Annotated in this window: 27 protein-coding genes; 19 read left to right on the forward strand and 8 right to left on the reverse strand. The window is 61.8% G+C overall.

From position 1 onward, the window contains the following. Positions 1-2: 2 nt before the first annotated feature. The 12 genes from KTJ78_RS07635 to KTJ78_RS07690 all read left to right on the forward strand — a co-directional run bounded on the left by KTJ78_RS07635 (position 3) and on the right by KTJ78_RS07690 (position 9,814). A complete protein-coding gene (locus KTJ78_RS07635) occupies positions 3-482 on the forward strand; it encodes a Cg1360 family ATP-synthase-associated protein (RefSeq protein WP_254259490.1) in 480 nt (159 codons plus the stop codon). 171 nt (positions 483-653) lie between these two features. Further along, positions 654-1,454, forward strand: a complete 801-nt coding sequence (gene atpB, locus KTJ78_RS07640; RefSeq protein ID WP_217134214.1) for a F0F1 ATP synthase subunit A — start codon at positions 654-656, stop codon at positions 1,452-1,454. A 42-nt stretch (positions 1,455-1,496) separates the two neighbouring features. Then, positions 1,497-1,730 carry an ATP synthase F0 subunit C gene (atpE, locus tag KTJ78_RS07645; RefSeq protein WP_217134833.1) on the forward strand — a complete coding sequence of 78 codons (234 nt, stop codon included), beginning with the start codon at positions 1,497-1,499 and terminating at the stop codon, positions 1,728-1,730. A gap of 37 nt (positions 1,731-1,767) precedes the next feature. Then, positions 1,768-2,310: a F0F1 ATP synthase subunit B gene (locus KTJ78_RS07650; protein ID WP_217134215.1), complete on the forward strand. Its 543-nt coding sequence runs from the start codon at positions 1,768-1,770 to the stop codon at positions 2,308-2,310. Beyond that, positions 2,311-3,087, forward strand: a complete 777-nt coding sequence (locus KTJ78_RS07655) for a F0F1 ATP synthase subunit delta (protein WP_217134217.1) — start codon at positions 2,311-2,313, stop codon at positions 3,085-3,087. A gap of 48 nt (positions 3,088-3,135) precedes the next feature. After that, positions 3,136-4,764: a F0F1 ATP synthase subunit alpha gene (atpA, locus tag KTJ78_RS07660; RefSeq protein WP_217134218.1), complete on the forward strand. Its 1,629-nt coding sequence runs from the start codon at positions 3,136-3,138 to the stop codon at positions 4,762-4,764. 71 nt (positions 4,765-4,835) lie between these two features. Then, positions 4,836-5,726: a F0F1 ATP synthase subunit gamma gene (locus KTJ78_RS07665; protein WP_217134220.1), complete on the forward strand. Its 891-nt coding sequence runs from the start codon at positions 4,836-4,838 to the stop codon at positions 5,724-5,726. Positions 5,727-5,752: 26 nt separating this feature from the next. Beyond that, positions 5,753-7,207, forward strand: coding sequence for a F0F1 ATP synthase subunit beta (gene atpD / locus KTJ78_RS07670; RefSeq protein WP_217134222.1), 1,455 nt, complete (start codon positions 5,753-5,755; stop codon positions 7,205-7,207). 2 nt (positions 7,208-7,209) lie between these two features. Next, positions 7,210-7,473: a F0F1 ATP synthase subunit epsilon gene (locus tag KTJ78_RS07675; RefSeq protein WP_217134224.1), complete on the forward strand. Its 264-nt coding sequence runs from the start codon at positions 7,210-7,212 to the stop codon at positions 7,471-7,473. Between the two features lie 18 nt (positions 7,474-7,491). After that, positions 7,492-8,271 carry a YaaA family protein gene (locus KTJ78_RS07680; protein WP_217134225.1) on the forward strand — a complete coding sequence of 260 codons (780 nt, stop codon included), beginning with the start codon at positions 7,492-7,494 and terminating at the stop codon, positions 8,269-8,271. Between the two features lie 42 nt (positions 8,272-8,313). After that, positions 8,314-9,174 (forward strand): PP2C family protein-serine/threonine phosphatase, encoded by an 861-nt coding sequence (locus KTJ78_RS07685; protein WP_217134228.1) that lies wholly within the window; start codon positions 8,314-8,316, stop codon positions 9,172-9,174. Positions 9,175-9,196: 22 nt separating this feature from the next. Continuing rightward, positions 9,197-9,814 (forward strand): phosphoribosylanthranilate isomerase, encoded by a 618-nt coding sequence (locus tag KTJ78_RS07690; RefSeq protein ID WP_217134229.1) that lies wholly within the window; start codon positions 9,197-9,199, stop codon positions 9,812-9,814. Between the two features lie 15 nt (positions 9,815-9,829). Here KTJ78_RS07690 and KTJ78_RS07695 read toward each other — a convergent pair whose 3' ends face one another. Next, on the reverse strand, positions 9,830-10,828 hold the full coding sequence (locus KTJ78_RS07695; protein ID WP_217134231.1) for an asparaginase: 999 nt from the start codon (positions 10,826-10,828) through the stop codon (positions 9,830-9,832). Beyond that, the gene (locus KTJ78_RS07700; RefSeq protein ID WP_217134233.1) at positions 10,825-12,168 is read right to left on the reverse strand and encodes an aminotransferase class III-fold pyridoxal phosphate-dependent enzyme; all 1,344 of its coding nucleotides are present in this window, start codon (positions 12,166-12,168) and stop codon (positions 10,825-10,827) included. The genes KTJ78_RS07695 and KTJ78_RS07700 overlap by 4 nt, the downstream gene beginning before the upstream one ends. 65 nt (positions 12,169-12,233) lie before the next feature. Between KTJ78_RS07700 and metG the strand changes: the two genes are divergently transcribed. Genes metG through KTJ78_RS07725 form a run of 5 tightly spaced genes read left to right on the forward strand, consistent with a single transcriptional unit; the run spans position 12,234 to position 16,774 of the window. Continuing rightward, positions 12,234-13,808: a methionine--tRNA ligase gene (gene metG, locus KTJ78_RS07705; protein ID WP_217134235.1), complete on the forward strand. Its 1,575-nt coding sequence runs from the start codon at positions 12,234-12,236 to the stop codon at positions 13,806-13,808. Positions 13,809-13,822: 14 nt separating this feature from the next. Then, the gene (locus KTJ78_RS07710) at positions 13,823-14,710 is read left to right on the forward strand and encodes a TatD family hydrolase (RefSeq protein ID WP_217134237.1); all 888 of its coding nucleotides are present in this window, start codon (positions 13,823-13,825) and stop codon (positions 14,708-14,710) included. Further along, positions 14,694-15,572: a 16S rRNA (adenine(1518)-N(6)/adenine(1519)-N(6))-dimethyltransferase RsmA gene (gene rsmA, locus KTJ78_RS07715; RefSeq protein ID WP_217134239.1), complete on the forward strand. Its 879-nt coding sequence runs from the start codon at positions 14,694-14,696 to the stop codon at positions 15,570-15,572. The genes KTJ78_RS07710 and rsmA overlap by 17 nt, the downstream gene beginning before the upstream one ends. A 33-nt stretch (positions 15,573-15,605) precedes the next feature. Then, positions 15,606-16,562 (forward strand): GHMP family kinase ATP-binding protein, encoded by a 957-nt coding sequence (locus KTJ78_RS07720; RefSeq protein WP_217134241.1) that lies wholly within the window; start codon positions 15,606-15,608, stop codon positions 16,560-16,562. Positions 16,563-16,588: 26 nt separating this feature from the next. Beyond that, entirely contained in the window at positions 16,589-16,774 is a 186-nt protein-coding gene (locus KTJ78_RS07725; RefSeq protein ID WP_217134243.1) for a hypothetical protein, read from the forward strand. A gap of 26 nt (positions 16,775-16,800) precedes the next feature. Here KTJ78_RS07725 and KTJ78_RS07730 read toward each other — a convergent pair whose 3' ends face one another. The 4 genes from KTJ78_RS07730 to KTJ78_RS07745 form a co-directional block, all read right to left on the reverse strand. Continuing rightward, positions 16,801-17,214, reverse strand: a complete 414-nt coding sequence (locus KTJ78_RS07730) for a DUF779 domain-containing protein (protein ID WP_217134246.1) — start codon at positions 17,212-17,214, stop codon at positions 16,801-16,803. 73 nt (positions 17,215-17,287) lie between these two features. Further along, a complete protein-coding gene (gene adhP, locus KTJ78_RS07735) occupies positions 17,288-18,307 on the reverse strand; it encodes an alcohol dehydrogenase AdhP (protein WP_217134835.1) in 1,020 nt (339 codons plus the stop codon). Positions 18,308-18,403: 96 nt separating this feature from the next. Beyond that, the gene (gene adh / locus KTJ78_RS07740) at positions 18,404-19,927 is read right to left on the reverse strand and encodes an aldehyde dehydrogenase (RefSeq protein ID WP_217134248.1); all 1,524 of its coding nucleotides are present in this window, start codon (positions 19,925-19,927) and stop codon (positions 18,404-18,406) included. A 115-nt stretch (positions 19,928-20,042) separates the two neighbouring features. Next, positions 20,043-21,383 (reverse strand): sigma-54-dependent transcriptional regulator family protein, encoded by a 1,341-nt coding sequence (locus KTJ78_RS07745; RefSeq protein WP_217134250.1) that lies wholly within the window; start codon positions 21,381-21,383, stop codon positions 20,043-20,045. Between the two features lie 294 nt (positions 21,384-21,677). On the opposite strand from KTJ78_RS07745, the gene KTJ78_RS07750 reads away from it, so the two are divergent. Both KTJ78_RS07750 and KTJ78_RS07755 read left to right on the forward strand, forming a co-directional pair. After that, positions 21,678-23,075, forward strand: coding sequence for a trimethylamine monooxygenase (locus tag KTJ78_RS07750; protein WP_369808031.1), 1,398 nt, complete (start codon positions 21,678-21,680; stop codon positions 23,073-23,075). A gap of 118 nt (positions 23,076-23,193) precedes the next feature. Then, the gene (locus KTJ78_RS07755; protein ID WP_217134253.1) at positions 23,194-23,505 is read left to right on the forward strand and encodes an XRE family transcriptional regulator; all 312 of its coding nucleotides are present in this window, start codon (positions 23,194-23,196) and stop codon (positions 23,503-23,505) included. 277 nt (positions 23,506-23,782) lie between these two features. Here KTJ78_RS07755 and KTJ78_RS07760 read toward each other — a convergent pair whose 3' ends face one another. Both KTJ78_RS07760 and KTJ78_RS07765 read right to left on the reverse strand, forming a co-directional pair. Then, entirely contained in the window at positions 23,783-25,699 is a 1,917-nt protein-coding gene (locus KTJ78_RS07760) for an ABC-F family ATP-binding cassette domain-containing protein (protein ID WP_217134254.1), read from the reverse strand. Positions 25,700-25,752: 53 nt separating this feature from the next. Continuing rightward, positions 25,753-26,253 carry a MarR family winged helix-turn-helix transcriptional regulator gene (locus KTJ78_RS07765; protein ID WP_217134256.1) on the reverse strand — a complete coding sequence of 167 codons (501 nt, stop codon included), beginning with the start codon at positions 26,251-26,253 and terminating at the stop codon, positions 25,753-25,755. Between the last annotated feature and the right edge of the window lie 67 nt (positions 26,254-26,320).

Here is a 26,320-nt window from a genome sequence, read left to right on the forward strand (position 1 = left end):
ACATGACTGAACCCACGCCAAACGCCATGCCGCAGCCAGAACCAGAACCGATCGAGCGCGAAATGCCGGTCTCGCAGCCTGTATTCGTTAAGGCCCTCAAATGGTCAGTCGTCGCGACCGTGCTCATGATCATCGTGTTTGGACTTATCGGCTGGCTGGTGAGCGAGGAGCGCGGGCTCATCGGTGGGGTGCTCGGCGCAGCTGGGGCAGGGGTCTTCTTTGCGCTGACGCTCGGTAGTATCGCATTTGCCAACCGCTTTGTTGAGAGCGACCTGTACGTGCCAATGTTCTTTGGCATCGTGGTTGGGGGCTGGCTGTTGAAGTTCGTTCTCTTCATTGTTGCGGCTCTACTGCTCAAATCTCAGCCGTGGCTTGACCCAACGATCTTGTTCATCGCCGTCATTGTCGGCGTGCTTGTCTCGCTGGCAATCGACGCTTTTGTTGTCTTGAAATCAAGAATTCCACTCGTTTCTGGCCGCTAGACAACCTATTACCCGTACAGGTTTCGCTCGCGGCGAGAAGTTGATAGTATGGGCGAGGTTCTTCAAGTGTGCGCATTATCAGCAGGTATGAAGAATCTCGTCCCATGATCGCAGTTGTGTGAGTAGGTACTCGCACCGAGAAACAGGAGACTGGCGCTGTCCGCAACCGCTATGCACCTCGTGACCTTGGCAGCTCTTCCCTTTGAGGGAGGCTTCCACCCGCCGACGATCGACGAGTTCTTCCCAGACGTCGTACTCTTCGAAGGCACCATCTTCGCGATGAACCGCATCATGATGATTCGTGTTCTCATGATGGTCGTTCTGCTCGTTCTCTTCTGGCTCGGTACCCGCAACATGCGCGTGATCCCGACCCGTGGTCAGTCGATCACTGAGATGGCACTCGACTTCGTACGCGTGAACATTGCTGAAGACCTGCTCGGTAAAGCCGATGCAAAGCGCTTCATGCCTATTCTCGCCTCGATCTTCTTCATGATTCTGGCCTTCAACATCACCGGCATCATTCCGTTCCTCAACATTGGTGTCTCGTCGGTGATCGGCGTTCCGCTCGTGCTTGCGGTTGTGACCTACATCACCTTCATTTACGCGGGTGTTAAGAAGAGCCCGAAGAACTTCTTCAAGAACTCGCTCTTCCCGGCAGGCGTTCCCAAGCCCCTGTACATCATTGTTACCCCGATCGAGTTCTTCTCGACCTTCGTTCTTCGCCCAGCAACGCTCACGCTGCGTCTGCTCATGAACATGCTCGTAGGCCACTTGCTGCTCGTGCTGTTCTTCTCGGCAACGAACTTCTTCATCTTCAACGCTGATGGCTTCATGAAGCTCTTCGGTGTTGGCACTTTCGTCGTGGGCTTTGCTTTCACCCTCTTCGAAATCCTGGTGGCATTCCTCCAGGCATACATCTTCACCATTCTCACTGGCGTCTACATCCAGCTCGCGCTGGCTGAAGAACACTAATTCGGGCTACGTCAACCGGCGTAGTTCTCTTCAAGGAAGGAAATCACTCACGTGACTGTTCTCGCAGAAATCTCGGGCAGCATCTCAACCGTAGGCTACGGCCTCGCTGCAATCGGCCCCGCAATTGGCCTTGGCATCGTTGTTGGCAAGACCATTGAAGGCGTTGCTCGCCAGCCAGAGCTCGCAGGCCGCCTCCAGGTGCTCATGTGGATCGGTATCGCGTTTACCGAGGCGCTCGCGCTCATCGGTATCGCAACCCACTTCATCTTCCAGTAAGTCTTCCAACTTTTCCTAGTCTCGAAAGGGAGGCTCGATGAATAACGCAGTACTTGCTGCTGCAGAGGGTAAACCAAACCCACTGCTTCCTGCGGATTACGACATCTTCTGGTCGGCAATCATCTTCGTCATCATCCTTATTGCATTCTGGAAGGTCTTCCTTCCTAAGTTCACCGCAATGCTCGACGCTCGCGCCGAGGCCATTGAGGGAAACATTGCAAAGGCTGACGAAGCTCAGGCCAAGGCCGAAGCCGCTCTGCAGGAATACAACGCCCAGCTTGCTGGCGCCCGCGAGGAAGCAGCTGAGATTCGCGATTCAGCTCGTCAGGATGCAACCAAGATTGTTGCCAAGGCGAAGGAAGACGCAACGACCGAACAGGCTCGCATTGTTCAGTCGGCTCAGGCACAGATCGAAGCCGAGCGTCAGACCGCGTATGTGTCACTCCAGAAGGAAGTTGGCACTCTCGCAATTGACCTCGCCTCAGGCGTCGTTGGTGAATCACTCAGCGAAGACGCAAAGGCTACCGCCCTCGTCGACCGCTTTATCGCGGACCTTGAGAACACGAAGGCAGTGGGCTAAATGGGCAGTGCTTCACGGAGCGCTCTAGCGGCGGCTCGCAGCGTTCTCGACTCACAGTCGCAGGCAGGGCTCGGTAGCGAGCTACTGCAGGCCTCGGCTGTGCTCGAGGGCTCGCCAGCCCTGGTCGGTGGGCTCACCGACCCCGCGGGTGATGCGCAGAGTAAAAAAGAACTCGTTGCAAAGGTCTTCGCCGAGGCGGGTGCGGGCACTCAGGCCGTACTGAACGCCGCAGCTGGCGAACGCTGGTCGAACACCGACGAGTTCGTTGCAGGTGTTGAAGAGCTCGGAATTCGTGCTGCTGCTTCGGTTCAGCCCGGTCTTGATGAAGAGCTTCTCGCCATCGAAACAGTGATCAGCGGAAACCACGAGCTTGAGCTCACACTCGGAAGCAAGCTGGGTGTAGCTGAGCAGAAGGTCAAGGTCGTTCACGAACTGTTCAACGGCAAGGTCTCGGCAACCGCACTTGAGGTTGTTGAGCACACCGTGGCTCAGCCGCGTGGCCGTCGCATTGGTCGTGTTCTTCGTGACTTCGCAAAGATCATCGCAGACCAGGGAGGCGCCGAACTTGCTACGGTAACGCTCGCCGCACCCCTTGATGCAGCTCGTCTCGAGCGCCTGCAGACACTACTCTCGGCCCAGTCGGGTCGTGCGGTGAAGCTGACGACCGTCATCGATCCGTCTCTCGTGGGCGGTGTGCGAATTCAGATTGGCGACAACGTGATTGACGGCAGCGTCAAAGCACGTCTCGACGATCTTCGACTCCAGCTCGCAGGCTAGCGGGTACTACATCTTTTCCGGCTTGGCCGGTTGACTAGAGGAAAAACAATGGCAGAAATCACCATCAGCCCCGATGAAATTCGCGGCGCCTTGAAGGATTTTGCGGCCTCGTACGAGCCCGCTGGTGCTGAGAGCACCGAAGTTGGAACGGTTATTGACGCAGCCGACGGTATTGCACACGTCGAGGGCCTTCCCGGCGTTATGGCTAACGAGCTTGTTCGCTTTGCCGATGGCACCCTGGGCCTCGCCCAGAACCTTGAAGAGAACGAAATTGGTGTCGTTGTGCTCGGTGAGTTCACCGAGATCGCAGAGGGACAGCCAGTAACCCGCACCGGTGAGGTGCTCTCGGTTCCGGTTGGCGAGGGCTACCTTGGTCGCGTGGTTGACCCACTCGGCAAGCCCATCGACGGACTCGGTGAAATCACCGGTATCGAGGGTCGTCGTGCACTCGAGCTCCAGGCTCCCGGCGTTATGCAGCGTAAATCGGTTCACGAGCCGCTGCAGACCGGTATGAAGGCAATCGACGCGATGATCCCCGTTGGCCGTGGCCAGCGTCAGCTCATCATTGGCGACCGCCAGACCGGTAAGACCGCTCTCGCGATCGATACGATCATCAACCAGCGTGCAAACTGGGAGTCGGGTGACCCCACGAAGCAGGTTCGTTGCATCTACGTCGCAATCGGTCAGAAGGGTTCAACCATCGCCTCGGTGAAGGGTGCACTCGAAGACGCAGGCGCGATGGAGTACACCACCATCGTTGCTTCACCAGCTTCAGACCCCGCAGGCTTCAAGTACCTTGCGCCGTACACCGGTTCGGCTATCGGCCAGCACTGGATGTACGATGGCAAGCACGTACTCATCGTGTTCGATGACCTCTCGAAGCAGGCTGAAGCCTACCGTGCCGTGTCACTCTTGCTGCGTCGCCCACCGGGCCGCGAGGCATACCCCGGTGACGTTTTCTACTTGCACTCACGCCTGCTCGAGCGTTGTGCAAAGCTTTCTGACGACCTCGGCGCAGGCTCGATGACCGGTCTTCCGATCATTGAGACCAAGGCGAACGACGTCTCGGCATACATTCCGACCAACGTAATCTCGATTACCGATGGTCAGATCTTCCTGCAGTCAGACCTCTTCAACGCAAACCAGCGCCCAGCGGTTGACGTTGGTATCTCGGTTTCACGTGTTGGTGGCGACGCCCAGGTGAAGTCGATCAAGAAGGTCTCAGGTACGTTGAAGCTTGAGCTCGCTCAGTACCGTGCGCTTGAGGCATTCTCGATGTTCGCATCAGACCTCGACGCTGCAAGCCGCCGTCAGCTTGACCGTGGTGCACGCCTCACCGAGCTGCTCAAGCAGCCTCAGTACACCCCGTACCCGGTTGAAGATCAGACCGTGTCGATCTGGGCTGGTACCAAGGGTTACTTCGACGATGTTCCAGTTGTAGACGTTCTGCGCTTCGAGCGTGAGTTCCTCGACTACGTTGCGAACAACTCGCAGGCACTCACGACCCTTCGTGAGACGAACGTGCTCGATGACGAAACCGTTGCAACGCTGACGGCTCTCATCGAGAAGTTCAAGCTTGAGTTCCGCACTTCAGAGGGCAAGGCGCTCAACGAGCAGTTTGACGCACTCGCAGACGAAGACATCAACCAGGAGCAGCTGGTCGTTAACAAGAAGTAGTTGGTCAGCGGGGTAGCCGAGGCTGCCCCGCACCACACTTCTCGATCAGTACCTCTAGACACAGGAGAGACATGGGAGCGCAACTTCGGGTCTACCGGCAGAAAATTAAGTCTGCCCAGACGACCAAGAAGATCACCCGTGCGATGGAGCTGATTGCGGCATCACGCATTCAGAAGGCAAAGGCTCGGGTTGAAGCATCTGATCCGTATACCCGTGCCCTCACGCGTGCTGTTTCAGCCGTCGCAAACTACTCGAACATCAGCCACCCCCTCATTACCGAGGCTGAGACGGTTGATCGAGCAGCGGTTGTGGTCTTTACCTCAGACCGTGGCCTTGCCGGTGCCTTTAACTCACAGGTTCTTCGTGAAGCCGAGCAGCTGAGCGAGCACCTTCGTGGCGAGGGCAAAGAGGTCGTTTACTACCTCATTGGCCGCAAGGCTCAGGGCTACTTCAACTTCAGAAACCGTGCAGCAGAACGCTCGTGGATCGGTGGTACCGAGGCACCAGAGTTCTCGACGGCAAAAGAGATCAGTGATGTCTTGCTCGAGCGATTCAGCCGTGAATCTGCCGAGGGTGGTGTACAAGAGATTCACCTCGTGTACAACCGCCTCGTGAGCATGGTCAGCCAGGTTGCTCAGGTGAACCGCCTGCTGCCACTCGAGATCGTCGAGGGTGTTGCTGCACCGACGAGCGACATCGAGCCGCTGTATGAGTTTGAGCCCAGCCCAGAGAACGTACTCGACACCGTGCTTCCCGCATACATCGAGTCACGTATCTTCAACGCGATGCTGCAGTCGGCGGCCGCAAAGCACGCCGCAACGCAGAAGGCCATGAAGTCGGCAAGTGACAACGCAGATAAGTTGATCAACGACTACACGCGCCTCGCGAACAACGCGCGCCAGGCTGAGATTACCCAGCAGATTTCAGAGATTGTGGGCGGCGCTGACGCGCTTGCCGGCTAACACACGCAACAGAGAAAGAGAAAGCAATGACCGAAACCGCTGTTCAGGCGACTGAGGCCAAGGTTGTCGGGCGTATCGCCCGAGTCACCGGCCCTGTTGTCGACATCGAGTTCCCGCACGATGCCATTCCGGCCGTGTACAACGCACTCGAAACCCGTGTCAACTTTGGTGAAGAGAGCGAAGCCTTCACCCTCGTGCTCGAGGTCGCCCAGCACCTCGGTGACAACCTTGTTCGTGCCATCGCGCTGAAGCCGACTGACGGCCTCGTTCGTGGCCAGGAAGTCATCGACACTGGCGATTCGATCACCGTTCCCGTTGGTGACATCACCAAGGGCAAGGTGTTCGACGTAGCCGGCAACGTGCTCAACCTTCCCGAGGGCGAGACCATCGAGGTCAACGAGCGCTGGAGCATCCACCGCACGCCTCCCGCATTCGATCAGCTCGAGTCGAAGACTCAGCTCTTCGAAACGGGCATCAAGTCAATTGACCTTCTGACCCCCTACGTACAGGGCGGTAAGATCGGCCTCTTCGGTGGTGCCGGTGTTGGTAAGACCGTTCTGATTCAAGAGATGATCCAGCGTGTTGCGCAGGATCACGGTGGTGTGTCGGTGTTCGCCGGTGTTGGCGAGCGTACCCGTGAGGGTAACGACCTCATTCACGAGATGGATGAAGCTGGTGTGTTCGACAAGACCGCACTGGTCTTCGGCCAGATGGATGAGCCACCCGGGACCCGTCTTCGCGTCGCGCTCTCAGCCCTCACCATGGCTGAGTACTTCCGTGACGTGCAGAAGCAGGACGTGCTGCTCTTCATCGACAACATCTTCCGCTTCACGCAGGCTGGTTCAGAGGTTTCAACCCTGCTCGGCCGTATGCCTTCAGCCGTGGGCTACCAGCCGAACCTCGCCGACGAAATGGGTATCCTCCAGGAGCGCATTACGTCAACGCGCGGCCACTCGATTACGTCACTGCAGGCTATTTACGTTCCTGCCGATGACTACACCGACCCGGCCCCGGCAACGACCTTCGCGCACCTTGACGCGACGACCGAGCTCTCACGTGAGATTGCATCACAGGGTCTGTACCCGGCAATTGATCCGCTGACCTCATCGTCACGTATTATGGATCCGCGTTACTTGGGTGAAGACCACTACCGCGTGGCAACCACCGTGAAGGCGATTCTTCAGAAGAACAAGGAACTCCAAGAAATCATCGCGATTCTCGGTGTTGACGAGCTCTCAGAAGAAGACAAGATCACCGTTGCACGCGCACGTCGCATCCAGCAGTTCCTGTCGCAGAACACCTACATGGCGAAGAAGTTCACCGGTGTCGAGGGCTCGACTGTTCCCCTCAAGGAGACCATCGAGTCGTTCGACGCGATCTGCAAGGGCGAGCTCGACCACGTCGCAGAGCAGGCATTCTTCAACGTCGGTGGTATCTCTGACGTCGAGGAAAACTGGGCTCGCATTCAGAAGGAAAGCTAGTCATGGCTACCCTCAGCGTCAACATCGTGTCGGCCGACCGTCAGGTCTGGTCAGGCGAAGCAACCCAGATCGTCGCAAAAACGGTCGAGGGCGAGATCGGTATTCTTGCCGGTCACGAACCGCTCCTCGCAGTGCTCGGTGATGGTGCAGTTCGCATCACCACCACCGACGGCTCTGTCGTGGTTGTGAACGCAGAGGGTGGTTTCTTCTCGGTTAACCGCAACTCAGTTGAGGTTGTTGCCGGGCAGGCTTCCCTCGTCGCCTAACGGCGAAACACTATTCTCATGCGTGTGCTGTTGCCGCCGTCAGAGTCCAAGCGACCTGACGGCGGCAACGCCATTTTTAGCGCAGAAAAACTGCTCTTCCAAGCAGACCTGGGTGAGACCAGGAAACGCGTTCTCGAGGCGGTCGTAGCGGTAAGCGCCGACACCCAGCGCGCACAGAAGGCCTTCAAGCTCGGCGCGAAGGCCGCCAACGAACTACAGCACAACCTGCATCTGAGCGATGCCCAGGGACTCGCTGCGATTGAGCGCTACGTCGGGGTGCTCTTTGACGAGATCGACATTGATGAGCTCGACGAAGCATCGCGTGGGTGGATCGCAGACCACGTCTTCATCCAATCGGCTCTCTTCGGTCTCGTGAGTGCCTCAGATGAGATTCCGCCTTACCGGCTTTCAGCATCGTCACGACTCACCGATGAGCTCGGGGCAACGTTAAAGAAAACCTGGCTCGAAGCGTTTGCCGACTTTGAATGGCCAGAGGCGTTCATGCTTGACCTCCGGTCGAAAGACTATGCCGCACTCGCGCCCCTGCCTGACACGGTCGAGTGGCTTACGCTCGACATCGCTCAGCGAACCGATGATGGGGGAGTGCGGGCGCTCAATCACTTCAATAAGCGAGCAAAGGGAGACCTCGTGAAGCGTCTCGCCCGCTCGCAGGCGAGCATCACGTCGCAGGCCGAATTCCTGGCGTGGGCGAATGACGAGGGCCTCGAAATCACCGAGAGTGGTGAACCGCATCACGCGACACTCGTGACGGCGCTCGGCGCTGTCTCTGCCCGCTAGCGTGTACCATGGGTGGGTGGGGAACGATGAGCGGAGAGAAGCTTGACTGAAGTAGGCCGTAACGGTTCATACGAACGCGTTGCCCTGTCAGACCATCTCGTCATTGAACTGTCCTGGCACGCAATTACCGATACTGGACTGAGGCGTGAAAACAACCAAGATAGCTACACGGTTGTTCCTCCGATCTTTGCAGTGGCCGACGGCATGGGCGGTCACACCGCAGGCGAGATTGCCTCTGACGCGGTCGCGACACGCCTCTCAGAACTGCAAGACCTCCAAGACCTCACTCCTGAACACATCGATCGTGTGCTCAGGGAGTCGGTTTTCGATATTCAAGAGCGCGTCGGCGAGACTGATCTCGGCGCTGGTACGACGGTAACGGGGCTCGCCCTCGTGAAAAATGACGACCGTGCCTCGTGGCTTGTGCTCAATATTGGTGACTCACGGGTATACCAGTTCTTCCGTGGTTCGCTTAGTCAGGTGACGACCGATCATTCGGTCGTGCAGCACCTCATTGATACCGGGGCAATTACCCCGGAAGAGGCCGAGACGCACCCGCACGCAAATGTTATTACGAGGGCCGTCGGCTTCAACGAGGAGCCGATTCCTGACTACACCGAGCTCGCGCTCATTCCTGGACAGCGCATGCTCATTTGCTCTGACGGGCTCACCAAAGAGCTCACTGATTTCGGTATTCGTCACTTCCTCTCAACGGCACGCACCGCGAAAGACGCCGCAGAGGAACTTCTGCAGCAGGCCCTCCAAAACTCAGGGCGCGACAACGTGACGGTCGTGGTCATCGACGTGCACGCCGTTGGTGATATGCGAGAGACGGGCGACCTGTCTCGCACGCGCTTGCCGCTCAACGATCCCTCAGACACCGAAGAAGTTCCTCGAATTTAGGCCTGGCGGTACCATGGAACCCATGCATACCCCCTTCGTGAAGATTTGCGGCCTCTCGACTGAGGAGACCGTCGACGCTGCGGTTGCCGCGGGAGCGAGCGCGGTCGGCTTTGTCTTCGCGCCGAGTCCGAGGCTCGTGACGGCAAATCGTGCTCGGGTGCTTATCGAGCGTGTTCCCGAGGGCATTGAAACGGTTGGTGTGTTTCGCAAACAGCCCCTGAGCGAGGTGCTCGCGACCGCAAATGCCGCGGGGCTCACCACGGTCCAGTTTCATGGGTACGAGCCGCTGAGCGACGTTGTAGCCGCACAGAAGGCTGGCTTTCAGACCCTGAGGGCCTTCGCTATTGACGAGTATCTCGCACTCGGCACAGCTGAGCGGGAGCGTTGGAACGAGGAGCGGCTGCTCATCGACGCGGTCGAGCCCGGGGGAGGCATTCCCTTTGACCCGGCTCAGCTCGGCGACGCGCGCCCGACGGGCTGGTGGCTGCTTGCAGGCGGGCTCACACCCGGCAATGTGGCCGATTGCATGAGCGTGCTGCAGCCTACGGGCGTTGACGTTTCGAGCGGCGTTGAATCGACGCGTGGGGTGAAGTCGATCGAACGCATTCGTGCGTTCGCGAAGGCAGCGCTCAGGCAGTAGCTGGGCGGTGTGCGCCTAGAACGCCACACGAATCTCGCCGACGGGTGCCCCGCCGCCAGAGACACGCAGGTGTAACTCTGGTTTGACCGCTTCGAAGGCCTCCTGCGAGATTGCGCCAACCCGGGTCAGGAGCTCGCCGGCAACGAGGTGCAGCGGCCGCTGCGAGCCATCGAGCGTTTTTACGACCGCAACGTATCCAGAGGGCGTGATGACAACGACACTGCCCTCGGCGCCGAGTTTTGAGAACACCCCGAGACGGTCGATGAGCGTTGTGTCATTCGTGCCAGGGCCGCACACAGCCCAGCCCTCAGCCCGTGCAGAGCGAAGAAGCTCATAGGCATGGCGGTGCAACGGGAAGGGCGACTGGGGCTCGCTCGTAGCCATGCGGCGCATCGCGCGCGCAAATCCGGTCAGTGATACCGCGTGGGTTGGTGCTCCGCAGCCGTCGACGGCAACGTAGGGCACCTCGCCGGTGAAGCGCTGCACGGTCTCTTTGATGGTCGTCTGAAGTGGGTGAGTGGGCGAGAGGTACGTCCCGAGATCCCAGCCGTTGACCTGGCAGGTGCGCAGCATTGCGGCGTGCTTGCCCGAGCAGCAGTGCAGCATACGCTCACGCGATCCGCCACGGCTTGCGTGGGCACGCGCTTCGGCTGCGTTCGACGGCCAAGAGGGAGGGCAGAGCAGTGCTTTGTCGCTCAGGCCACCGGCGCTGAGCATGCGCCACACAACCTCTGCGTGGCGTTTGAAGCCGTCGTGGCTTGCAAGTGACAATGCGCGCTCTTCGTCACTGGCGAGGCTGAGCCCCACCGAGTGCATCGCGAGCGACTGAAGCGGTTTCAGCGCTGATCGCGTAAAGAAGGGGGTTTCAGGCGCGCCCATCGCCACGAGGGTTTCACCCTCGGGCGAGAGCACGACTGCAGAGCCCGCGTGCCGTGACTCGATGAAATCACCGCGAGTCACGACCGCGAGCTCTGCCGATTCGGCGAATGACGCCGTTTCGAGGGGTTTGGTCATGCCTGGTATGAAGTGATGGCCTGGTCGATGACCTCGGCGACCTCAGCGATCTGCTCGTCGGTAATGGTAACCGGGGGCAGGAAGCGCAGCACGTTGCCGTGCAGGCCTGCGTTGAGCAGCAGCACGCCGTTCTGAGCGGCAGTTTGCGTGATGTGGTTCACGAGCTCTGGCAGCGGGTTCAGCGTGCCGGGCTCAGTGAGCTCGATCGCGAGCATCGCACCGTGGCCACGAACCTCTGCGATCTCCTCGTGACGAGCCTTGAGATCTTCAAGAGCGGCACCGAGCACGCGGCCAACACGCTGTGCCTCGCGCAGCGGGGTACCCTCTTCGAGCTGTTCGAAAACGGCAACGGCTGCTGCACAGGCGACGGGGTTGCCACCGAAGGTGCCGCCGAGGCCGCCGGCCGGAGCAACATCCATGATCTCTGCACGTCCCGTGACGCCGGCGAGCGGCAGGCCGCCCGCGATACCCTTGGCGGTGAGCACCATGTCGGGCTCGAAACCGAAGTGCTCGGTCGCGAAGACCTTGCCCGAGCGGGCGATGCCCGACTGAATCTCATCGGCGATGAAAACAATGCCCTTTTCGCGGCACCATGCGGCCAGCGTAGGCAGGTAGCCCTCGGCGGGAACAACGAAGCCGCCCTCACCCTGAATGGGCTCAGCAACGAGGCACGCGAGGTCGGCAGCGCCAGCGGTTTTCTCAAGCCACTGGATGGTGCGCTTGGCAGCCTCTTCGCCGGTCAGACCGTCGTGCAGCGGGAACGAGTTGGGGGCGCGGTACACGTCGCCAGCGCGGGGGCCAAAGCCCGTAGCGTAGGGCGAGCCCTTGTGGTTCATCGTCGAGGTGAGCATCGTGCGGCCGTGGTAGGCGTACTCGAGCACGGCAACGCCGGGACGGCCCGTGTACATGCGGGCGATCTTGACGGCGTTTTCAACGGCCTCGGCGCCCGAGTTCACGAGCATCGTGCGCTTCTCGCCCGAGATGGGAGCGGTCTTCGCAAGGTACTCGGCGACCTGAACGTAGCCCTCGTACGGGGTCACGGTAAAGAGCGTATGGGTGACCTTGCCCATGGCTTCGCGAGCAGCCTCGACAACCGCGTCGTTCGTGTGGCCAACGGTGGTGACGCCGATGCCGGCACCGCAGTCGATGAACTGATTGCCGTCAACATCGACGAGAATGGCATCGTGTGCGTGCTCAATGTAGACGGGAAGAAGAGCCATGACGCCGGGAGGGATCACCTTCGTGCGGCGTTCGTGGAGCTCGCGTGATTTCGGGCCGGGAACCTCGGTAACGACCTTGCGCGAGAGTGACTGAGTTGCATGGGATTCGTGGTTACTCATGTCGTAAAGTCTACTCCTTGAAACAGAGAGAACTCGGTGGGCTGAAGTCTCCTAGAATAGAACGTATGCCGAAGCCCGATTCGTTTTTTATCACGACCCCTATTTTTTACGTGAATGATGCCCCGCACATTGGTCACGCCTACACCGAGGTGGCCGCCGACGTGCTCGCTCGCTGGCATCGCCAGGCAGGCGACGATACTTGGCTGCTCACGGGCACCGATGAGCACGGCCAGAAGATTCTGCGCACCGCGACCGCAAACGGTGCCGAGCCCAAAGAGTGGGCTGATCGTCTCGTGAAGAATGAGTGGATCCCACTGCTCGATACCGTGAACATGTCAAACGACGACTTTATTCGCACGACCGAGCCGCGCCACGAAGAGGGTGTTCAAGCGTTCCTCCAGAAGCTCTACGACGACGGTCACGTGTATGCGGGCGAGTTCGAAGCGCTCTACTGTGTCGGGTGTGAAGAATTCAAACCGAAGAGCGAGATCGTTGACGGCGAGGGAGCGTTTGAAGGCGAGAAGGTGTGCTCGATCCACTCGAAGCCGCTCGAGCTGCTCAAAGAGAAGAACTACTTCTTCAAGATGAGCGCATTCGGCGACGCGCTGCTCAAGCTCTACGAAGAACGCCCCGACTTCGTGCAGCCAGCGTCGGCTCGCAACGAGGTTGTCGCCTTCGTTCAGCAGGGCCTTGAAGATCTTTCGATCTCGCGCTCATCGTTTGACTGGGGCATCCCGATTCCCTGGGACCAGGAGCACGTCACCTATGTCTGGTTTGACGCGCTTTTGAACTACGTGACGGCTACCGGTTACCCGAACGATCCTGAGACGTTCGCGCGCCGCTGGCCCGGCGTTCACATCGTCGGTAAAGACATTCTGCGTTTTCACGCGGTCATCTGGCCAGCGATGCTCATGGCGGCGGGGCTCGAGGTGCCCAAGCATGTCTTCGCCCACGGCTGGCTTCTCGTGGGCGGCGAGAAGATGTCAAAGTCGAAGCTCACGGGCATTGCCCCGAACGAGATCATCGACGTGTTTGGCGCCGACGCGTTTCGCTACTACTTCATGCGTGCCGTCTCGTTCGGGCACGACGGTTCGTTCAGCTGGGAAGACCTTACGGCCCGGTACCACGCCGAGCTTGCAAACGGCTTCGGCAACCTCGCGAGCCGCACGCTCGCGATGAACGCCAAGTACTTCGATGGCGTGCAGCCTGAGACGGCAGAACTCAGCGACGCTGACCAGGCGATCGTTGATCTTGTTGCGCGTGCCGCGACAGAGGCCGACGCGCACGTGAACGCATTCGAGATTCACGAGGCGCTCTCGGTGATCTGGGAGGTTGTCGATGCGCTGAATGGCTACATCACCGAGATGGAGCCCTGGGTGCTCGCAAAAGACGAGGCCAAGCGCGCCCGCCTTGGCACGGTTCTCGCCACGGTGACCGAGGGCCTTCGCGCCCTGGCGGTGCTGCTCTCACCCGTTATTCCTGAGGCGACCGAGAAGCTCTGGGTGGCGCTCGGGGCCAAAGAAACGCTCGGCGAGCTGCGTGAGCAGCCGCTTCGTGACGCGGGAGCGTGGGGCCAGTTGCCAGCGGGAACCCCGCAGAGCTCACTCGCGGTGCTCTTTCCGCGCGTTGAACAGGACTAGGTGAAACACCCTTCATGAATATGATCAGAAAACGCACGGGGCGCGACGGCCGAGACCTTTCTTGGCCTGAGCAGCCCGAGCCGCTTCCCATTCCGCTCTACGACAACCACACCCACCTCGAGTTTGAAGACGGGACCGAGGTGCTCGACCCCGAGACCTCGCTCGCAAAAGCCGAGGCCGTCGGGGTGCGCGGAGTCGTGCAGGTCGGCACCGACCTTGAAACCAGCCGCTGGGGTGCTGCGTTTGCCGCGCAAGACGAACGCGTGCTTGCCGCGGTTGCGCTGCACCCGAACGAGGCTCCGCGCCTCGCAGAGGCCGGGCTTCTGAGTGAGCACCTCTCAGAGATCGCACGTCTTGCGGCCCAGCCGCGCGTTCGCGCGATCGGCGAGACCGGGCTCGACTTCTTTCGCACGGGCGAAGAAGGTCGTGACGCACAGATCGAATCGTTCGAAGCGCATATTGACATTGCCAAGAGTCATGGCCTCGCGCTGCAAATTCACGATCGCGATGCCCACGAGGCCGTCGTGCAGACGCTCCTCCGTGTCGGAGCGCCCGAGCGCACCGTGTTCCACTGCTTCTCTGGCGACGCCGAATTCGCGAAACTCTGTGCCGAAAATGGTTGGTACCTCTCGTTTGCAGGCACCGTGACGTTCAAGAACGCGCCGGCGCTTCGCGAGGCGCTCACGGTCACGCCGGCATCACGCATGCTCGTCGAAACCGACGCACCGTTTCTCACCCCAGAGCCGCACCGTGGTCGCCCGAACGCGCCGTACCTCATGCCGAACACCGTGCGCCGTATGGCCGAGGTGCTCGAGACTGACCTCGAAGCGCTGTGCGTGCGCCTCGCGCAAAACACCGAGAACGTGTATGGCGAATGGGAGAACGATGAGCCAGGAGCATAGCGACGCCGTTGCCACGCTGCTCGGCCCCGCCGAGGTGCGCGAGCTCGCAGCGCGGCTCGATGTGACCCCGACGAAGAAGCTCGGGCAAAACTTCGTTCACGACCCCAACACGGTGCGCAAGATCGTGCGGCTCGCTGGCGTTACCGAACACGATGAGGTCATCGAGATCGGCCCTGGGCTCGGCTCGCTCACGCTGGGCCTGACCGAGGTGGGGGCCTCGGTTACCGCGATTGAGATTGACCCGAGGCTCGCCGCCCAGCTGCCGCAAACCCAGGCGCAGATGCAGCCGAACGCCAAGCTGCGGGTGGTGCTCAGCGACGCCCTCGACCTTGATCGCTCACACCTCGAGGGGCAGCCGGCTCCGACGGTGCTCGTCGCAAACCTGCCGTACAACGTCTCGGTGCCCATTCTCATGCACTTGCTCGAGCTCATTCCCGAGTTGCAGAGCGGTCTCGTCATGGTGCAGGCCGAGGTAGGGTACCGGATCGCCGCGGGCCCAGGCTCGAAAGAGTACGGCTCGCCCTCGGCTAAGGCCGCCTGGTACGGCGACTGGAGTATCGCGGGAACCGTGAGCCGCAAGATTTTTTGGCCGATTCCCGGTGTCGATTCGGTGCTCGTTGGCTTCGCGAAGCACGCAGAGCCGATTGGAACCGAGGCTGAGCGCGCGACCACCTTTGCGCTCGTGAATGCAGCTTTTGCGGGCAGGCGCAAAATGATTCGGCAGTCGCTGCAGGCGGCGATCCCTGGCTCAACCACCGAGAGTGTGAGTGAACTCGTGCAACGGGCTGGACTTGATCCGCAAGCTCGTGCAGAATCGCTCTCGATCAGTGATTACCTGCGAATTACCCGGGTGCTCGTTTAGGAATTCGACACCTTGTCGCGGTACCTTGTATATATGATCGGTCCGCGACGTAGCGACAGAGTGGTAGCGCGTGCGCCTGGCAAGGTGAACGTTTGCTTTCGGGTTGGCGAAGAGCGACCCGATGGTTCACATGTCATCGCGACGCTGTACCAGGCTGTCTCACTGTTTGACACGGTGTTTGCTTACCCGAGTGACACCTTCAGCTTGACGATGCTTGGCACTCACCATGAGATTCCCGGCGGCGAGCGTAACTTAGCCATGCGCGCCGCAAAACTGCTGGCTCGCGTGAGCAACTATTCGGGGGCTGTGCACCTCGAGATCGACAAGCAGATCCCGCGCGGGTCTGGCATGAGCGGCGGATCGGCTGACGCGGCTGCCGCACTCGTAGCCTGCAACGAACTCTGGCGTCTTGGCTATGATCGCTACACCCTCAAGAAGATCGGGCTCGATCTCGGCGCCGACGTCGCTTTTGCCCTTGGGGGCGGCACCGCGGTGGGCACGGGACACGGCGACGAGTTCACGCAGGCACTCAGTATCGGCACGTACCACTGGGTCATTGTGCCGAGCCGTGACCGGTTACGTGAAGACGAGGTCGTGACAGCGCTCACGAAGCACCGTGATAAGCACCGAAGCGAGCTGGGGCAGGGAACCGAGCACCCGACGGTTGACACGGCGGTGTTGCACGCGGTGCGCTCTGGCGGTACACGACAGCTTGCCGAAGTCATGCAGAACGATTTGCAGATGGCCTCGCTGAAGCTTTCGTCTGACGCACTTCTGCACCTGGAGATGGGCGAAGCCGATGGGGCGCTTGCGGGTATCACGCTCGCGACGACCTCGGCGGTGGCGCTTCTCGCTGAAGACCGCAGTGCGGCGGAGCACCTGCACTCGCTCTACAGCTCGCAGGACATCGAGTCGATCATGGCTCAGGGCCCTGTCGGGGGAGCTCGAGTGGTTGAGCGTGCGCTACGTGTGCCTCAGGCGATACGCTAGAGTCACTGACCCTGAAGGAGCCCGCCATGAACCTTTCTGGATACCTCGTTGAGACCATCCTTGTTGACCCGGTGACGGGCGAACCGGTCTTCGGGCAGCAGCAAGAGCCGCAGGAGGTCGTACCCGAGGGGGCCGAGAACCTGTTGGGCCAGGGAAGCGATGCCTCCGAGAGCGCGGCGGGCGGATGCTGCGGCGGCTCCTGCTGCCAGTAGCACCCACGCGCCGGCCGAAGTCTCAACTAGAGCAGCCGAGACCTGATAAGAAAACGCTTGCCCTCTGGTGCCTCAAGCGAGAAACCGCTGCCACGACCCACGACCGCGTCGATCGTGAGATGGGTGTGGGCCCAGAGCTGAAACTGTTCCCGTGACATCCAAAACCCGATCTCGCGGGCTTTGCCTGATGGGTCGGGACTAAGCACGAGCGTGCCAAGCAGAATGTCTTGGCCGCCGACCTTGAACTCGCCCTCCTGGTAACACATCGGCGCGCTGCCATCGCAGCAACCGCCTGACTGGTGAAACATGAGCGGCCCATGTAGTGACCAGAGCTGCTCGATGAGTTCGATCGCGCCTTCGGTAAACGAGAGCCGGCTCTCGGTCTCGCCCTCGACCTCAGGCCGCGCTTCGACGAGCCCGGCCTGGCCTTCGTTCGTCATGATGTCTTCTCCTTCGCCGCGGAAGAGGGGTGCGGATCGACGCTGCGTGCGCTGATCCGCACCCCTTCAGCTGTTAGGACTGCGCGAGCCGCAGCACGACGCGGCCGTCGATCTTGCCGGCGCGCATCTCGTCGAACACGTCGTTCACGTCGTCGAGCGGTCGCTCTGAGACGGTCGGGTGAATGAGGCCGCGCGCGTAGAAGTCGAGCGCCTCAATCATGTCTTGACGGGTGCCGACGATCGAGCCTCGAATCGTGAGGCCCTTGAGCACGATGTCGAAGATCGGGGCGGGGAAGTCGCCGGGTGGCAGACCGTTGAACACGATCGTTCCGCCGCGGCGGGTCATACCGATCGCCTGCCCAAACGCCGACGGGTGCACGGCGGTCACGAGCACGCCGTGGGTTCCGCCCGTCTCGCGTTGAATCGCCTCGACGGGGTCTTCTGAGAGCGCGTTCACGGTCACCTCGGCGCCGTGCTTCTTCGCGAGCGCGAGCTTGTCGTCGGCAATATCGACCGCGGCAACGCGCATGCCCATCGCGACCGCGTACTGCACGGCGATGTGACCGAGGCCACCGATGCCTGAAATAACGACCCACTGGCCCGGCAGCACGCCGGTCATCTTGAGTCCCTTGTACACGGTAACGCCGGCGCAGAGCACCGGGGCGACCTCGACGGGGTCAGAGCCAGCGGGCACGACCGCGGCATAGGTTGCGTCGACGAGCATGTACTCGGCGAACGAACCGTCGACCGAGTAGCCGCCGTTTTGTTGCTGCTCGCAGAGTGTCTCCCAGCCCGTGCGACAGAAATCGCAGTGGCCGCAGGCCGACCAGAGCCAGGCGTTGCCGACGAGGTCGCCGACCGCGATGTTCGTGACACCCTCGCCAATGGCCTCGACAAGGCCGACGCCCTCGTGGCCGGGAATGAAGGGTGGGCTCGGCTTCACCGGCCAGTCACCCTCGACCGCGTGCAGGTCGGTGTGGCACACGCCCGTTGTGAGCACGCGCACGAGCGCTTGGCCGGGGCCTGGTGTGGGGACGTTCTGTTCGCCAACGTCGAGTGGTTTGCCGAACGCGGGCACCTGGGCCGCGCGCATGGTGTTGGTGGTCATGATGGGTGATCCTTTCTAGGGCCGCTGCGTTGCGGCCCGGTTGCTGGGTGTTGTGGTGTTGCGTTTTGTGTGGCCTGGGGTCTAGAAGAAGCCCTGCGCGTTTTCGGTGTAGCTCACGAGCAGGTTCTTCGTCTGCTGGTAGTGATCGAGCATCATGAGGTGATTCTCGCGCCCGATGCCGCTCGACTTGTAGCCACCGAACGCTGCGTGGGCGGGGTAGGCGTGGTAGTTGTTGACCCAGACGCGGCCGGCCTGAATGTCGCGCCCAGCACGGTAGGCGGTGTTGCCGTTGCGGCTCCATACGCCGGCCCCAAGGCCGTAGAGGGTGTCGTTGGCGATGCGAATGGCGTCGTCGTAGTCGGTGAACGAGGTGGTCGAGACGACGGGCCCGAAGATCTCTTCCTGGAAGATGCGCATCGAGTTGTCGCCCCTGAAGATGGTCGGCTGAATGTAGAAGCCGCCCGCGAGCTCGCCCCCGAGATCTTCAACGCCGCCGCCCGTGAGTACGTCGGCGCCCTCTTGCCGGCCGATGTCGAGGTACGACTTGATCTTCTCGAACTGGTCGTTTGACGCCTGGGCGCCGACCATCGTGTCGGTATCGAGGGGGTGACCGCGTTTGATGAGCTCGGTTCGGGCTACCGCCGCGCCCCAGAAGTCGTCGGCAATCGACGCCTGCACGAGCGCGCGTGACGGGCAGGTGCACACCTCGCCCTGGTTGAGGGCGAACATCGTGAACCCCTCTTGGGCCTTGTCCCAGTAGGCGTCGTCGTTCGCCATGACGTCTTCGAAGAAGATGTTTGGGCTCTTGCCACCGAGCTCGAGGGTCACGGGAATGATGTTCTCTGACGCGTACTGCATGATGAGGCGGCCCGTCGTGGTCTCGCCGGTGAAGGCGATCTTGCGGATGCGCGGGTTCGACGCGAGTGGCTTGCCCGCCTCGGCGCCGAAACCGTTCACGATGTTCACGACGCCTGCCGGCAGCAGGTCACCGATGAGCTCGAACAGGACGAGGATCGAAGCGGGGGTCTGCTCTGCGGGTTTCAGCACGATGGCGTTGCCGGCCGCGAGGGCCGGAGCGAGCTTCCACACGGCCATGAGAATCGGGAAGTTCCACGGAATAATCTGGCCCACGACGCCCAGCGGCTCGTGAAAGTGGTAAGCGACGGTGTTGTCGTCGATCTGCGAGTTGCCGCCCTCCTGCGCGCGAATAGCGCCAGCGAAGTAGCGAAAATGGTCGATCGCGAGCGGCAGGTCGGCATTGAGCGTCTCGCGCACAGCCTTGCCGTTGTCCCACGTCTCGGCCACGGCGAGCATCTCGAGGTTCTCTTCCATGCGATCGGCGATCTTGTTGAGGATCACCGCGCGCTCGGCTGGGCTCGTTTTGCCCCAGGCAGGAGCCGCCGCGTGGGCCGCGTCGAGCGCAGCCTCAATATCTTCGGCCGTGCCACGGGCGATCTCGCAAAATGCCTGGCCGGTGACGGGGGTCACGTTCTCGAAATAGTTGCCCTTGACGGGTGCGATCCACTCACCACCGATGTAGTGTTCGTAGCGGCTCTTGAAGGTGACGAGCGAGCCGGGCTGGCCTGGTGAAGCGTACAGGGTCATGATGCTCTCCTTTGACGACGTTGTCATTTCGTGCCCCGCAGCGAGGTGGGGCTGCGGTATCGAGAGACTACGACCGGCACCGTTGCATCTTCGTAGCACGGGCGCCAGGAGCCGCCTAGAGAGCGTCGAGCTTTGCCACGACCCGGGCCCGTTTTGGGCTGAGCGGAGGCAGAATTTGCAGCAGTGTTTGCCACACCTCAGCATCGTCTTCGGCCCACTGCTGGGCATACTCGAAGAGCAGCTCGGGTGAAGCTGACTGCAGCATGGACTGCCTGAGCGTCATCTCGAGGTCGTGACGAAGCGCCTCGACACACGGCGCCTCAGAACCGGGCAGCGCCTCGCCGCCGTAGCCCGAGAGTGCGAGTCGGTGCGCGCCCCGGCCCAACGCCGCCAGGGTGTCATGCGCATCGACCGAGATGGTCTGCGAGAGCCGGTACGGTTTCGCGCGCACCTCGATGGGTACGCGGTGTGCTGAGAGGAGTTTGCGTAGTCTCGCGAGCTCTGCCCGGAGCGTCTCGGCGCTACCCGTCTCGCCATACACCGCATCGGTGAGGGCGCCCGAGGTGAGCCCCTGCGGCGCACCGGCGAGCGCCACCAGGATTTCAGCGTGACGACGGCCGAGCTCAAGGGTTTCTGCCCCGACGGTGAGCAGCGCTGGCTCTCTGCCGAGCACCATGAGCTGCGGTGAACGCCTGGCCGCGCGCTCGGGCTTGCGCCTGCGCGCGGTCTTCAGGCTCTCTGCCTCGACCCTGCGACGCATCGCCTCGAGACTCAGCTCGGCCTCGACGGCAGCCCTCGTCGCCTCGACGAACGGCAGTACGTGCGGCTCGGCAACCGTCTCACGGCCCGTAATATCGATCACGCCAAGAATCGCGCCGGTCTCGGGATCGTGCACCGGTGTCGCCGCGCAGCTCCACTGGTGCACCGCACGGCTGAAGTGCTCGGCGCCGAAGAGCTGTAGCGGGTGGTCGAGGGCGAGTGCGCTACCTGGGGCGCTCGTGCCAACGGCCCGTTCAGACCAGTCGGTTCCCTCGGCAAAACCCATGTCTTCGGCGAGAGCGCGGAGGCGTCGATCGCCGTCGATCCACAGCAATCTGCCCTGGGCATCGCCGACCGCGACAATAAATCCCGAATCTTCGGCCTCGCGAAAGAGAATTCGCTCAAGCATCGGCAAAGCCGTTGCGAGCGGATGCACCTCGCGCAACGCCGCGAGCTCGTCTGCCGTGAGGTCTGGGCTGCTCGGTTGCGCCTCGGGATCGACGAGGTGATCGAGTGAGCGCTGCCACGAGTGAAGAATGATTTCTCGCATCGGAGTGAGCACCCCTCGGCGGGGCCTGGCGGGGGTGCGTTCGACCCAGGCGTCGCCACTGAGAAAGCGCTCGTAGGCGTGCTCAATCTCGCGACGGCGCTGAGACGTCGACTCGCCCTGACGCAGGGCACGCCACTCAGTGAACACCAACGACTCCTTCGGTTTGGTTGAGGCGAGTCTACGGTGTTTAGCAGGGGGTTACCAGGGAATGTTTTTGGGCTTGCGAACGCTCGAAAAATCGCACCTGAGAACCCCAAAAAAGCCTATTTTCTGCCGAAGTGCTATGCTAAAGAAGTTGCCTGTGAAAACTGGTTGAGGCTTTTGGTCTCCTGGTAGACACAGATGTTGCTCACGCCCTGTGCGTGGTTGATCCACCATATTTGGGCGAGGCACGATCGCGGGCAACCGATACCGAGTGATACGAATGACTAAGGATGATACGTGGAATCTAACAAGAAGAAGGTAGCAATTATCGGAGCCGGCCCGAGCGGCATGGCCCAGATGCGGGCATTCGAATCTGCAGCGCGTAACGGCAAGGGTGCGGTTGATATTGTATGTTTCGAAAAGCAGGCTGACTGGGGCGGACAGTGGAACTACACGTGGCGCACCGGCCTCGACGAGCACGGCGAGCCCGTGCACTCAAGTATGTACCGCAACCTCTGGTCGAACGGCCCCAAGGAGGCCCTCGAGTTCGCCGACTACACCTTTGACGAGCACTTCGGTCGCGCGATCTCGTCGTACCCACCCCGCCCGGTGCTCTGGGACTACATCGCTGGTCGCATGGAGCAGTCGAAGGTGCGCAAGCTCGTGCGTTTCGAGACCGTCGTGCGCTGGGTCGACTTCAACGAGGCCGACAACACCTTCACGGTTGCGAGCGAGCACCTGCCTACCGGAGCGACGACGCGCGAGGTCTTCGACCACGTGATCGTAGCGAGCGGGCACTTCTCGTTCCCGAACACCCCAGATTTCGAGGGGATCGACACCTTTCCCGGCAGCATCACGCACGCCCACGATTTTCGCGGGGCAGAGTCGCTCGTCGGTCGCGACGTGCTTGTCGTGGGGTCGAGCTACTCGGCCGAAGACATCGGCAGCCAGGCCTACAAGATGGGTGCACGCTCGGTAACCGCGAGCTACCGCACCGCGCCCATGGGCTACGACTGGCCGGAGGGCTTCGAGGAGCGCCCCGGCATCGAGCGCTTCGAGGGCAAGACCGTGCACTTCATCGACGGCACCTCGCGTGAGTTCGACGCCGTCATCTTCTGCACCGGCTACGTGCACAAGTACCCGTTCCTGCCGAAGGAGCTCGCGCTCTCAGGCCCGAACACCGTGTACCCCGAGGGGCTGTACCGTGGCGTCGTGTGGCAGGATAACCCCGGTCTCTTCTATGTTGGCGCGCAGGACCAGTGGTTCACGTTCAACATGTTCGACGCGCAGGCCTGGTACGTGCGCGACCTCATTCTCGGCGACGCCCCGATGCCCTCGGCCGACGAACGCGCCGCATCGATCGCCGAGTGGGCTGAACGCTTCGACGCGCTCGAGACCGCAGAAGACGAGGTCTACTTCCAGAGCGACTACGTGCGCGACCTCAACGAACAGACCGACTACCCGATGTTCGATCTCGACGAGGTCAACAAGATCTTCGTGAGCTGGATGAACGACAAGCGCGAAGACATCATGGGCTACCGCGACCGCTGCTACCGCTCGGTCATGACCGGAACCGTCGCAGCGAACCACCACACCCCGTGGATGAAGGAACTCGACGACAGCCTCGAACGCTACCTCGCGACCGACATCGACAACGACGACCTGTCACCAGAGCAGGCTTCGCTGGCCGTATAGCGGATCGCCGGGCTTAGCAGCGTGGTCGCCCCGATCCCGCTGAGCCGGTAATCTAACCGCGCCCCAGAGCACCCCGAAGTTCTTTGACTTCGGGGTGCTCTGGCGTAAGAATGGGGGTATGGACGATGCAGTTATTCTCACCCCAGATCTTGCCCGCGCTGCCCGCGCGTTCACGAAGGTGTCACCGAAGACCATCGCCGAGGGCGCGGGCCTGACCAGAGACGAAGTTCGCAACTTCGAGCGCGGCAAGGCCGACCTCGAAGAAGCCCAGAAAGCGCGTCTCGTCGAGTCGCTCGAGAAGTACGGCGCGCTCTTCATTCCCGAAGACGAAGAAGCCGGCTACGGTGTGCGCCGCAAGTTCACGCGCACGACGCTCAAGCGCCTCAACACCTGGGAGGGCGAGGGCGGCCAGCCGCAACCGGCCGACTAACCGCGTGCCTGCCTGCGGCCCCGCGGTTCTGCGGGGTTGCGGCCCTGCCGGTCTGGCCCTGCCTGTCTGTCTCCGCGGTTGCCTGCGGAGTTTCCTGCCGGATGTTCGTGTTTTTTGCGTCTACTTGACGCAAAGTTAGGGTGTTGAGCGCAAAACACCCTGCTTTTCGTCAAGTAAACGCGTCGGCGCAGCCACCTGACCCGCTGAGCGCAGTGGCCAGACGCGTATGGCGCATAATCCAGAGGCTAGAGCCGCCAGCGCAGCGCCCGCAGCGGTGCTACGCCTCGAGTTGCTCCGAAAGCTCGAGCCAGCGCTCCTCGAGCGTTGCGGCCTCGGTCTCAATGTCGGTGATGGTGGCCATCTCGGCACCGAGGCGCTCAAAGTCTGACTGGTCGAGCTCGGCGAGGGCGGTGCGCTTCGCGTCGGCATCTGCCGAGAGCCGCTGCATCTTGCGCTCGATCGACTGGAGCTCTTTTTCGAGCGTTCGGCGCTCGGCTCCTGACAGTAAAGGTGACCCGGTCCCTGAGCCCGATCCGCCAGCAGAGCCAGGGCCGCTAGACGAGGCCGAAGCGCCAGCCGAGCCTGAACCGCCGGCAGCCCCGGAGCCGCGTGCCGAACCCGTGCCGCCAGCGCTCGCCGCAGCACCAGCGGAGGCGGGGGCCGTTGCCTGGCCTTTTGCCTCGGCCGCGCGCAGCGAGAGGTACTCGTCGACGCCGCCCGGCAGGTGGCGCAGGCGCTGGCCGATGAGGGCGTACTGCTGGTCGGTGACGCGCTCCAAGAAATAGCGGTCGTGAGAGACGACGATGAGCGTGCCGGGCCAGGTGTCGAGCAGGTCTTCCATGGCCGAGAGCATGTCGGTATCCATGTCGTTTGTGGGCTCATCGAGAATGAGCACGTTCGGCTGGTCAAGCAAGACGAGCAGGAGCTGCAGGCGGCGCTGTTGGCCGCCCGAGAGATCCTTGACGCGAGTCGAGAGCTGCTCTGAACGGAAGCCGAGTTGCTCAAGCAGTTGGCTGGGCGAGAGGTCTTGGGCCTTCGATCCGCTGCCAACCGTGTAGCTCTGGCGCAGGCGCCCGACGACGGTGCGCACGGGCTCATCGAGGTGCTCTTCGAGTTCATCGATGCGCTGCGTGAGGGTACGTACCTCGACGGTCTTGCCGCGTTTGACGGTGCCGCTCGTGGGCTCGAGGGTGCCCGTGATGAGACTCAGCAGGGTTGACTTGCCCGAGCCGTTGACGCCCAGAATGCCCGTGCGCTCGCCCGGAGCGAGGCGCCACTCGACGTCGCGCAAGACCTCGCGATCGTCGAACGAAACACCGACGTCGACGAGGTCGACGACGTCTTTGCCGAGCCTCGCGACCGCGAGCGACTTGAGGGCCGTGGCGTCGCGCACCTCGGGAACATCGGCGATGAGTTCGTTTGCGGCCTCGATGCGAAACTTCGGCTTTGCGGTGCGGGCCGGGGCTCCGCGGCGCAGCCAGGCGAGCTCTTTGCGTGCGAGGTTTTGGCGTTTCTGCTCGATCGTGGCCGCCTGGCGGTCGCGCTCGACGCGCTGCAGAATGTAGGCCGCGTAGCCACCCTCGAAGGGCTCGACGATGCCATCGTGCACCTCCCACGTGGCGGTGCATACCTCGTCGAGAAACCAGCGGTCGTGCGTGACGGTGAGTAGCGCACCCTGGCCTGCGGGCCAGCGGCGTTTCAGGTGCTCGGCAAGCCAAGCGATGGCCTCGACATCGAGGTGGTTCGTGGGCTCGTCGAGCATGAGAATGTCCCAGTCGCCCGTGAGGAGTTTTGCGAGTGAAACACGGCGGCGCTGGCCGCCAGACAACGACTCGACGTTCGCGCTCCAGTCGAGATCGCCGAGCAAGCCCGCGATGATTTCGCGGGTGCGGGTCTCGCCAGCCCACTCGTACTCGGGTCGATCGCCCACAACTGACTCTGCGACCGTTGCGCCGGGGTCGAGCGTGTCTTGCTGGCTGAGCACCCCGATCGTGACGCCGCCTCGCATGGTGACCTTGCCCTCGTTCGGCTCGACGAGCCCCGCGAGCATGCCGAGCAGGCTCGACTTGCCGTCGCCGTTACGGCCGACGATGCCGATGCGGTCGCCCTCGTGTACCCCGACGGTGATGCCCTCGAAGACGGTGCGGGTTGGGTAGCGTAGGTGTAGGCGTTCGCCGCCGAGTAGGTGTGCCATATCGCTCACAATCGTAGCCGCTTGGTGGGCGGCCCGCTGGGAAAAGCGGTGCGCTACTCGGTCGCTTCGAGGTCGAGCGAGAGTTTGCGCAGTAACTGGGTCAGTCGGTCGCGCTCTGCCCGCGAGAGCCCCGCGAGCAACTGCTCCTCGGCGTCGGTGAGGCGCGTGATGGCCGCGTCGACGAGCGTGAGGCCGTGCGCGGTGATCTCGACGAGCACGCCGCGCCCGTCACCGGGGTCGGGAAGGCGGTTCACGAGGCCACGCTTGACCATACCGTCGATGCGGTTCGTCATGGTGCCGCTCGAAACCATCGTTTCGCGCACGAGCACCTTGGGGCTTTTGCGGTAGGGCTCACCCGAGCGGCGCAGCACCGAGAGCACATCGAACTCCCAGGCGTTCAGCTCTGAGCGCTCAAACGCGTTCGAGCGTGCCTTTGCCAAACGCTTCGAAATTCGCGTGATGCGCGAGAAGACGCCGAGGGGGTCGAGGTCGAGATCTGGGCGCTCGCTGCTCCACTCGGCCACGATCTGGTCGACGATATCTTCTCTCTTCATGAACCTATTATCGCAAGTTTTCCTCTCAGTTCGTCGTGCGGGCTGAAATCTGGCAGAATAGTGTGGT

The sequence above is a fragment of the Leucobacter chinensis genome, assembly GCF_019049105.1.
GTDB lineage: Bacteria > Actinomycetota > Actinomycetes > Actinomycetales > Microbacteriaceae > Leucobacter_A > Leucobacter_A chinensis.

What these genes read in the sequence shown, in the direction of transcription:
- KTJ78_RS07695 (WP_217134231.1), bottom strand. Translation starts at nt 10,828, where the DNA reads ATGACCAAACCCCTCGAAACGGCGTCATTCGCCGAATCGGCAGAGCTC.
- KTJ78_RS07690 (WP_217134229.1), top strand. Translation starts at nt 9,197, where the DNA reads ATGCATACCCCCTTCGTGAAGATTTGCGGCCTCTCGACTGAGGAGACC.
- KTJ78_RS07675 (WP_217134224.1), top strand. Translation starts at nt 7,210, where the DNA reads ATGGCTACCCTCAGCGTCAACATCGTGTCGGCCGACCGTCAGGTCTGG.
- KTJ78_RS07635 (WP_254259490.1), top strand. Translation starts at nt 3, where the DNA reads ATGACTGAACCCACGCCAAACGCCATGCCGCAGCCAGAACCAGAACCG.
- atpB (WP_217134214.1), top strand. Translation starts at nt 654, where the DNA reads ATGCACCTCGTGACCTTGGCAGCTCTTCCCTTTGAGGGAGGCTTCCAC.
- adh (WP_217134248.1), bottom strand. Translation starts at nt 19,927, where the DNA reads ATGACCCTGTACGCTTCACCAGGCCAGCCCGGCTCGCTCGTCACCTTC.
- atpA (WP_217134218.1), top strand. Translation starts at nt 3,136, where the DNA reads ATGGCAGAAATCACCATCAGCCCCGATGAAATTCGCGGCGCCTTGAAG.
- KTJ78_RS07680 (WP_217134225.1), top strand. Translation starts at nt 7,492, where the DNA reads ATGCGTGTGCTGTTGCCGCCGTCAGAGTCCAAGCGACCTGACGGCGGC.
- KTJ78_RS07765 (WP_217134256.1), bottom strand. Translation starts at nt 26,253, where the DNA reads ATGAAGAGAGAAGATATCGTCGACCAGATCGTGGCCGAGTGGAGCAGC.
- KTJ78_RS07730 (WP_217134246.1), bottom strand. Translation starts at nt 17,214, where the DNA reads ATGACGAACGAAGGCCAGGCCGGGCTCGTCGAAGCGCGGCCTGAGGTC.
- KTJ78_RS07720 (WP_217134241.1), top strand. Translation starts at nt 15,606, where the DNA reads ATGATCGGTCCGCGACGTAGCGACAGAGTGGTAGCGCGTGCGCCTGGC.
- KTJ78_RS07700 (WP_217134233.1), bottom strand. Translation starts at nt 12,168, where the DNA reads ATGAGTAACCACGAATCCCATGCAACTCAGTCACTCTCGCGCAAGGTC.
- atpD (WP_217134222.1), top strand. Translation starts at nt 5,753, where the DNA reads ATGACCGAAACCGCTGTTCAGGCGACTGAGGCCAAGGTTGTCGGGCGT.
- KTJ78_RS07725 (WP_217134243.1), top strand. Translation starts at nt 16,589, where the DNA reads ATGAACCTTTCTGGATACCTCGTTGAGACCATCCTTGTTGACCCGGTG.
- KTJ78_RS07755 (WP_217134253.1), top strand. Translation starts at nt 23,194, where the DNA reads ATGGACGATGCAGTTATTCTCACCCCAGATCTTGCCCGCGCTGCCCGC.
- KTJ78_RS07710 (WP_217134237.1), top strand. Translation starts at nt 13,823, where the DNA reads ATGAATATGATCAGAAAACGCACGGGGCGCGACGGCCGAGACCTTTCT.
- metG (WP_217134235.1), top strand. Translation starts at nt 12,234, where the DNA reads ATGCCGAAGCCCGATTCGTTTTTTATCACGACCCCTATTTTTTACGTG.
- KTJ78_RS07650 (WP_217134215.1), top strand. Translation starts at nt 1,768, where the DNA reads ATGAATAACGCAGTACTTGCTGCTGCAGAGGGTAAACCAAACCCACTG.
- KTJ78_RS07665 (WP_217134220.1), top strand. Translation starts at nt 4,836, where the DNA reads ATGGGAGCGCAACTTCGGGTCTACCGGCAGAAAATTAAGTCTGCCCAG.
- rsmA (WP_217134239.1), top strand. Translation starts at nt 14,694, where the DNA reads ATGAGCCAGGAGCATAGCGACGCCGTTGCCACGCTGCTCGGCCCCGCC.
- adhP (WP_217134835.1), bottom strand. Translation starts at nt 18,307, where the DNA reads ATGCGCGCGGCCCAGGTGCCCGCGTTCGGCAAACCACTCGACGTTGGC.
- KTJ78_RS07655 (WP_217134217.1), top strand. Translation starts at nt 2,311, where the DNA reads ATGGGCAGTGCTTCACGGAGCGCTCTAGCGGCGGCTCGCAGCGTTCTC.
- KTJ78_RS07760 (WP_217134254.1), bottom strand. Translation starts at nt 25,699, where the DNA reads ATGGCACACCTACTCGGCGGCGAACGCCTACACCTACGCTACCCAACC.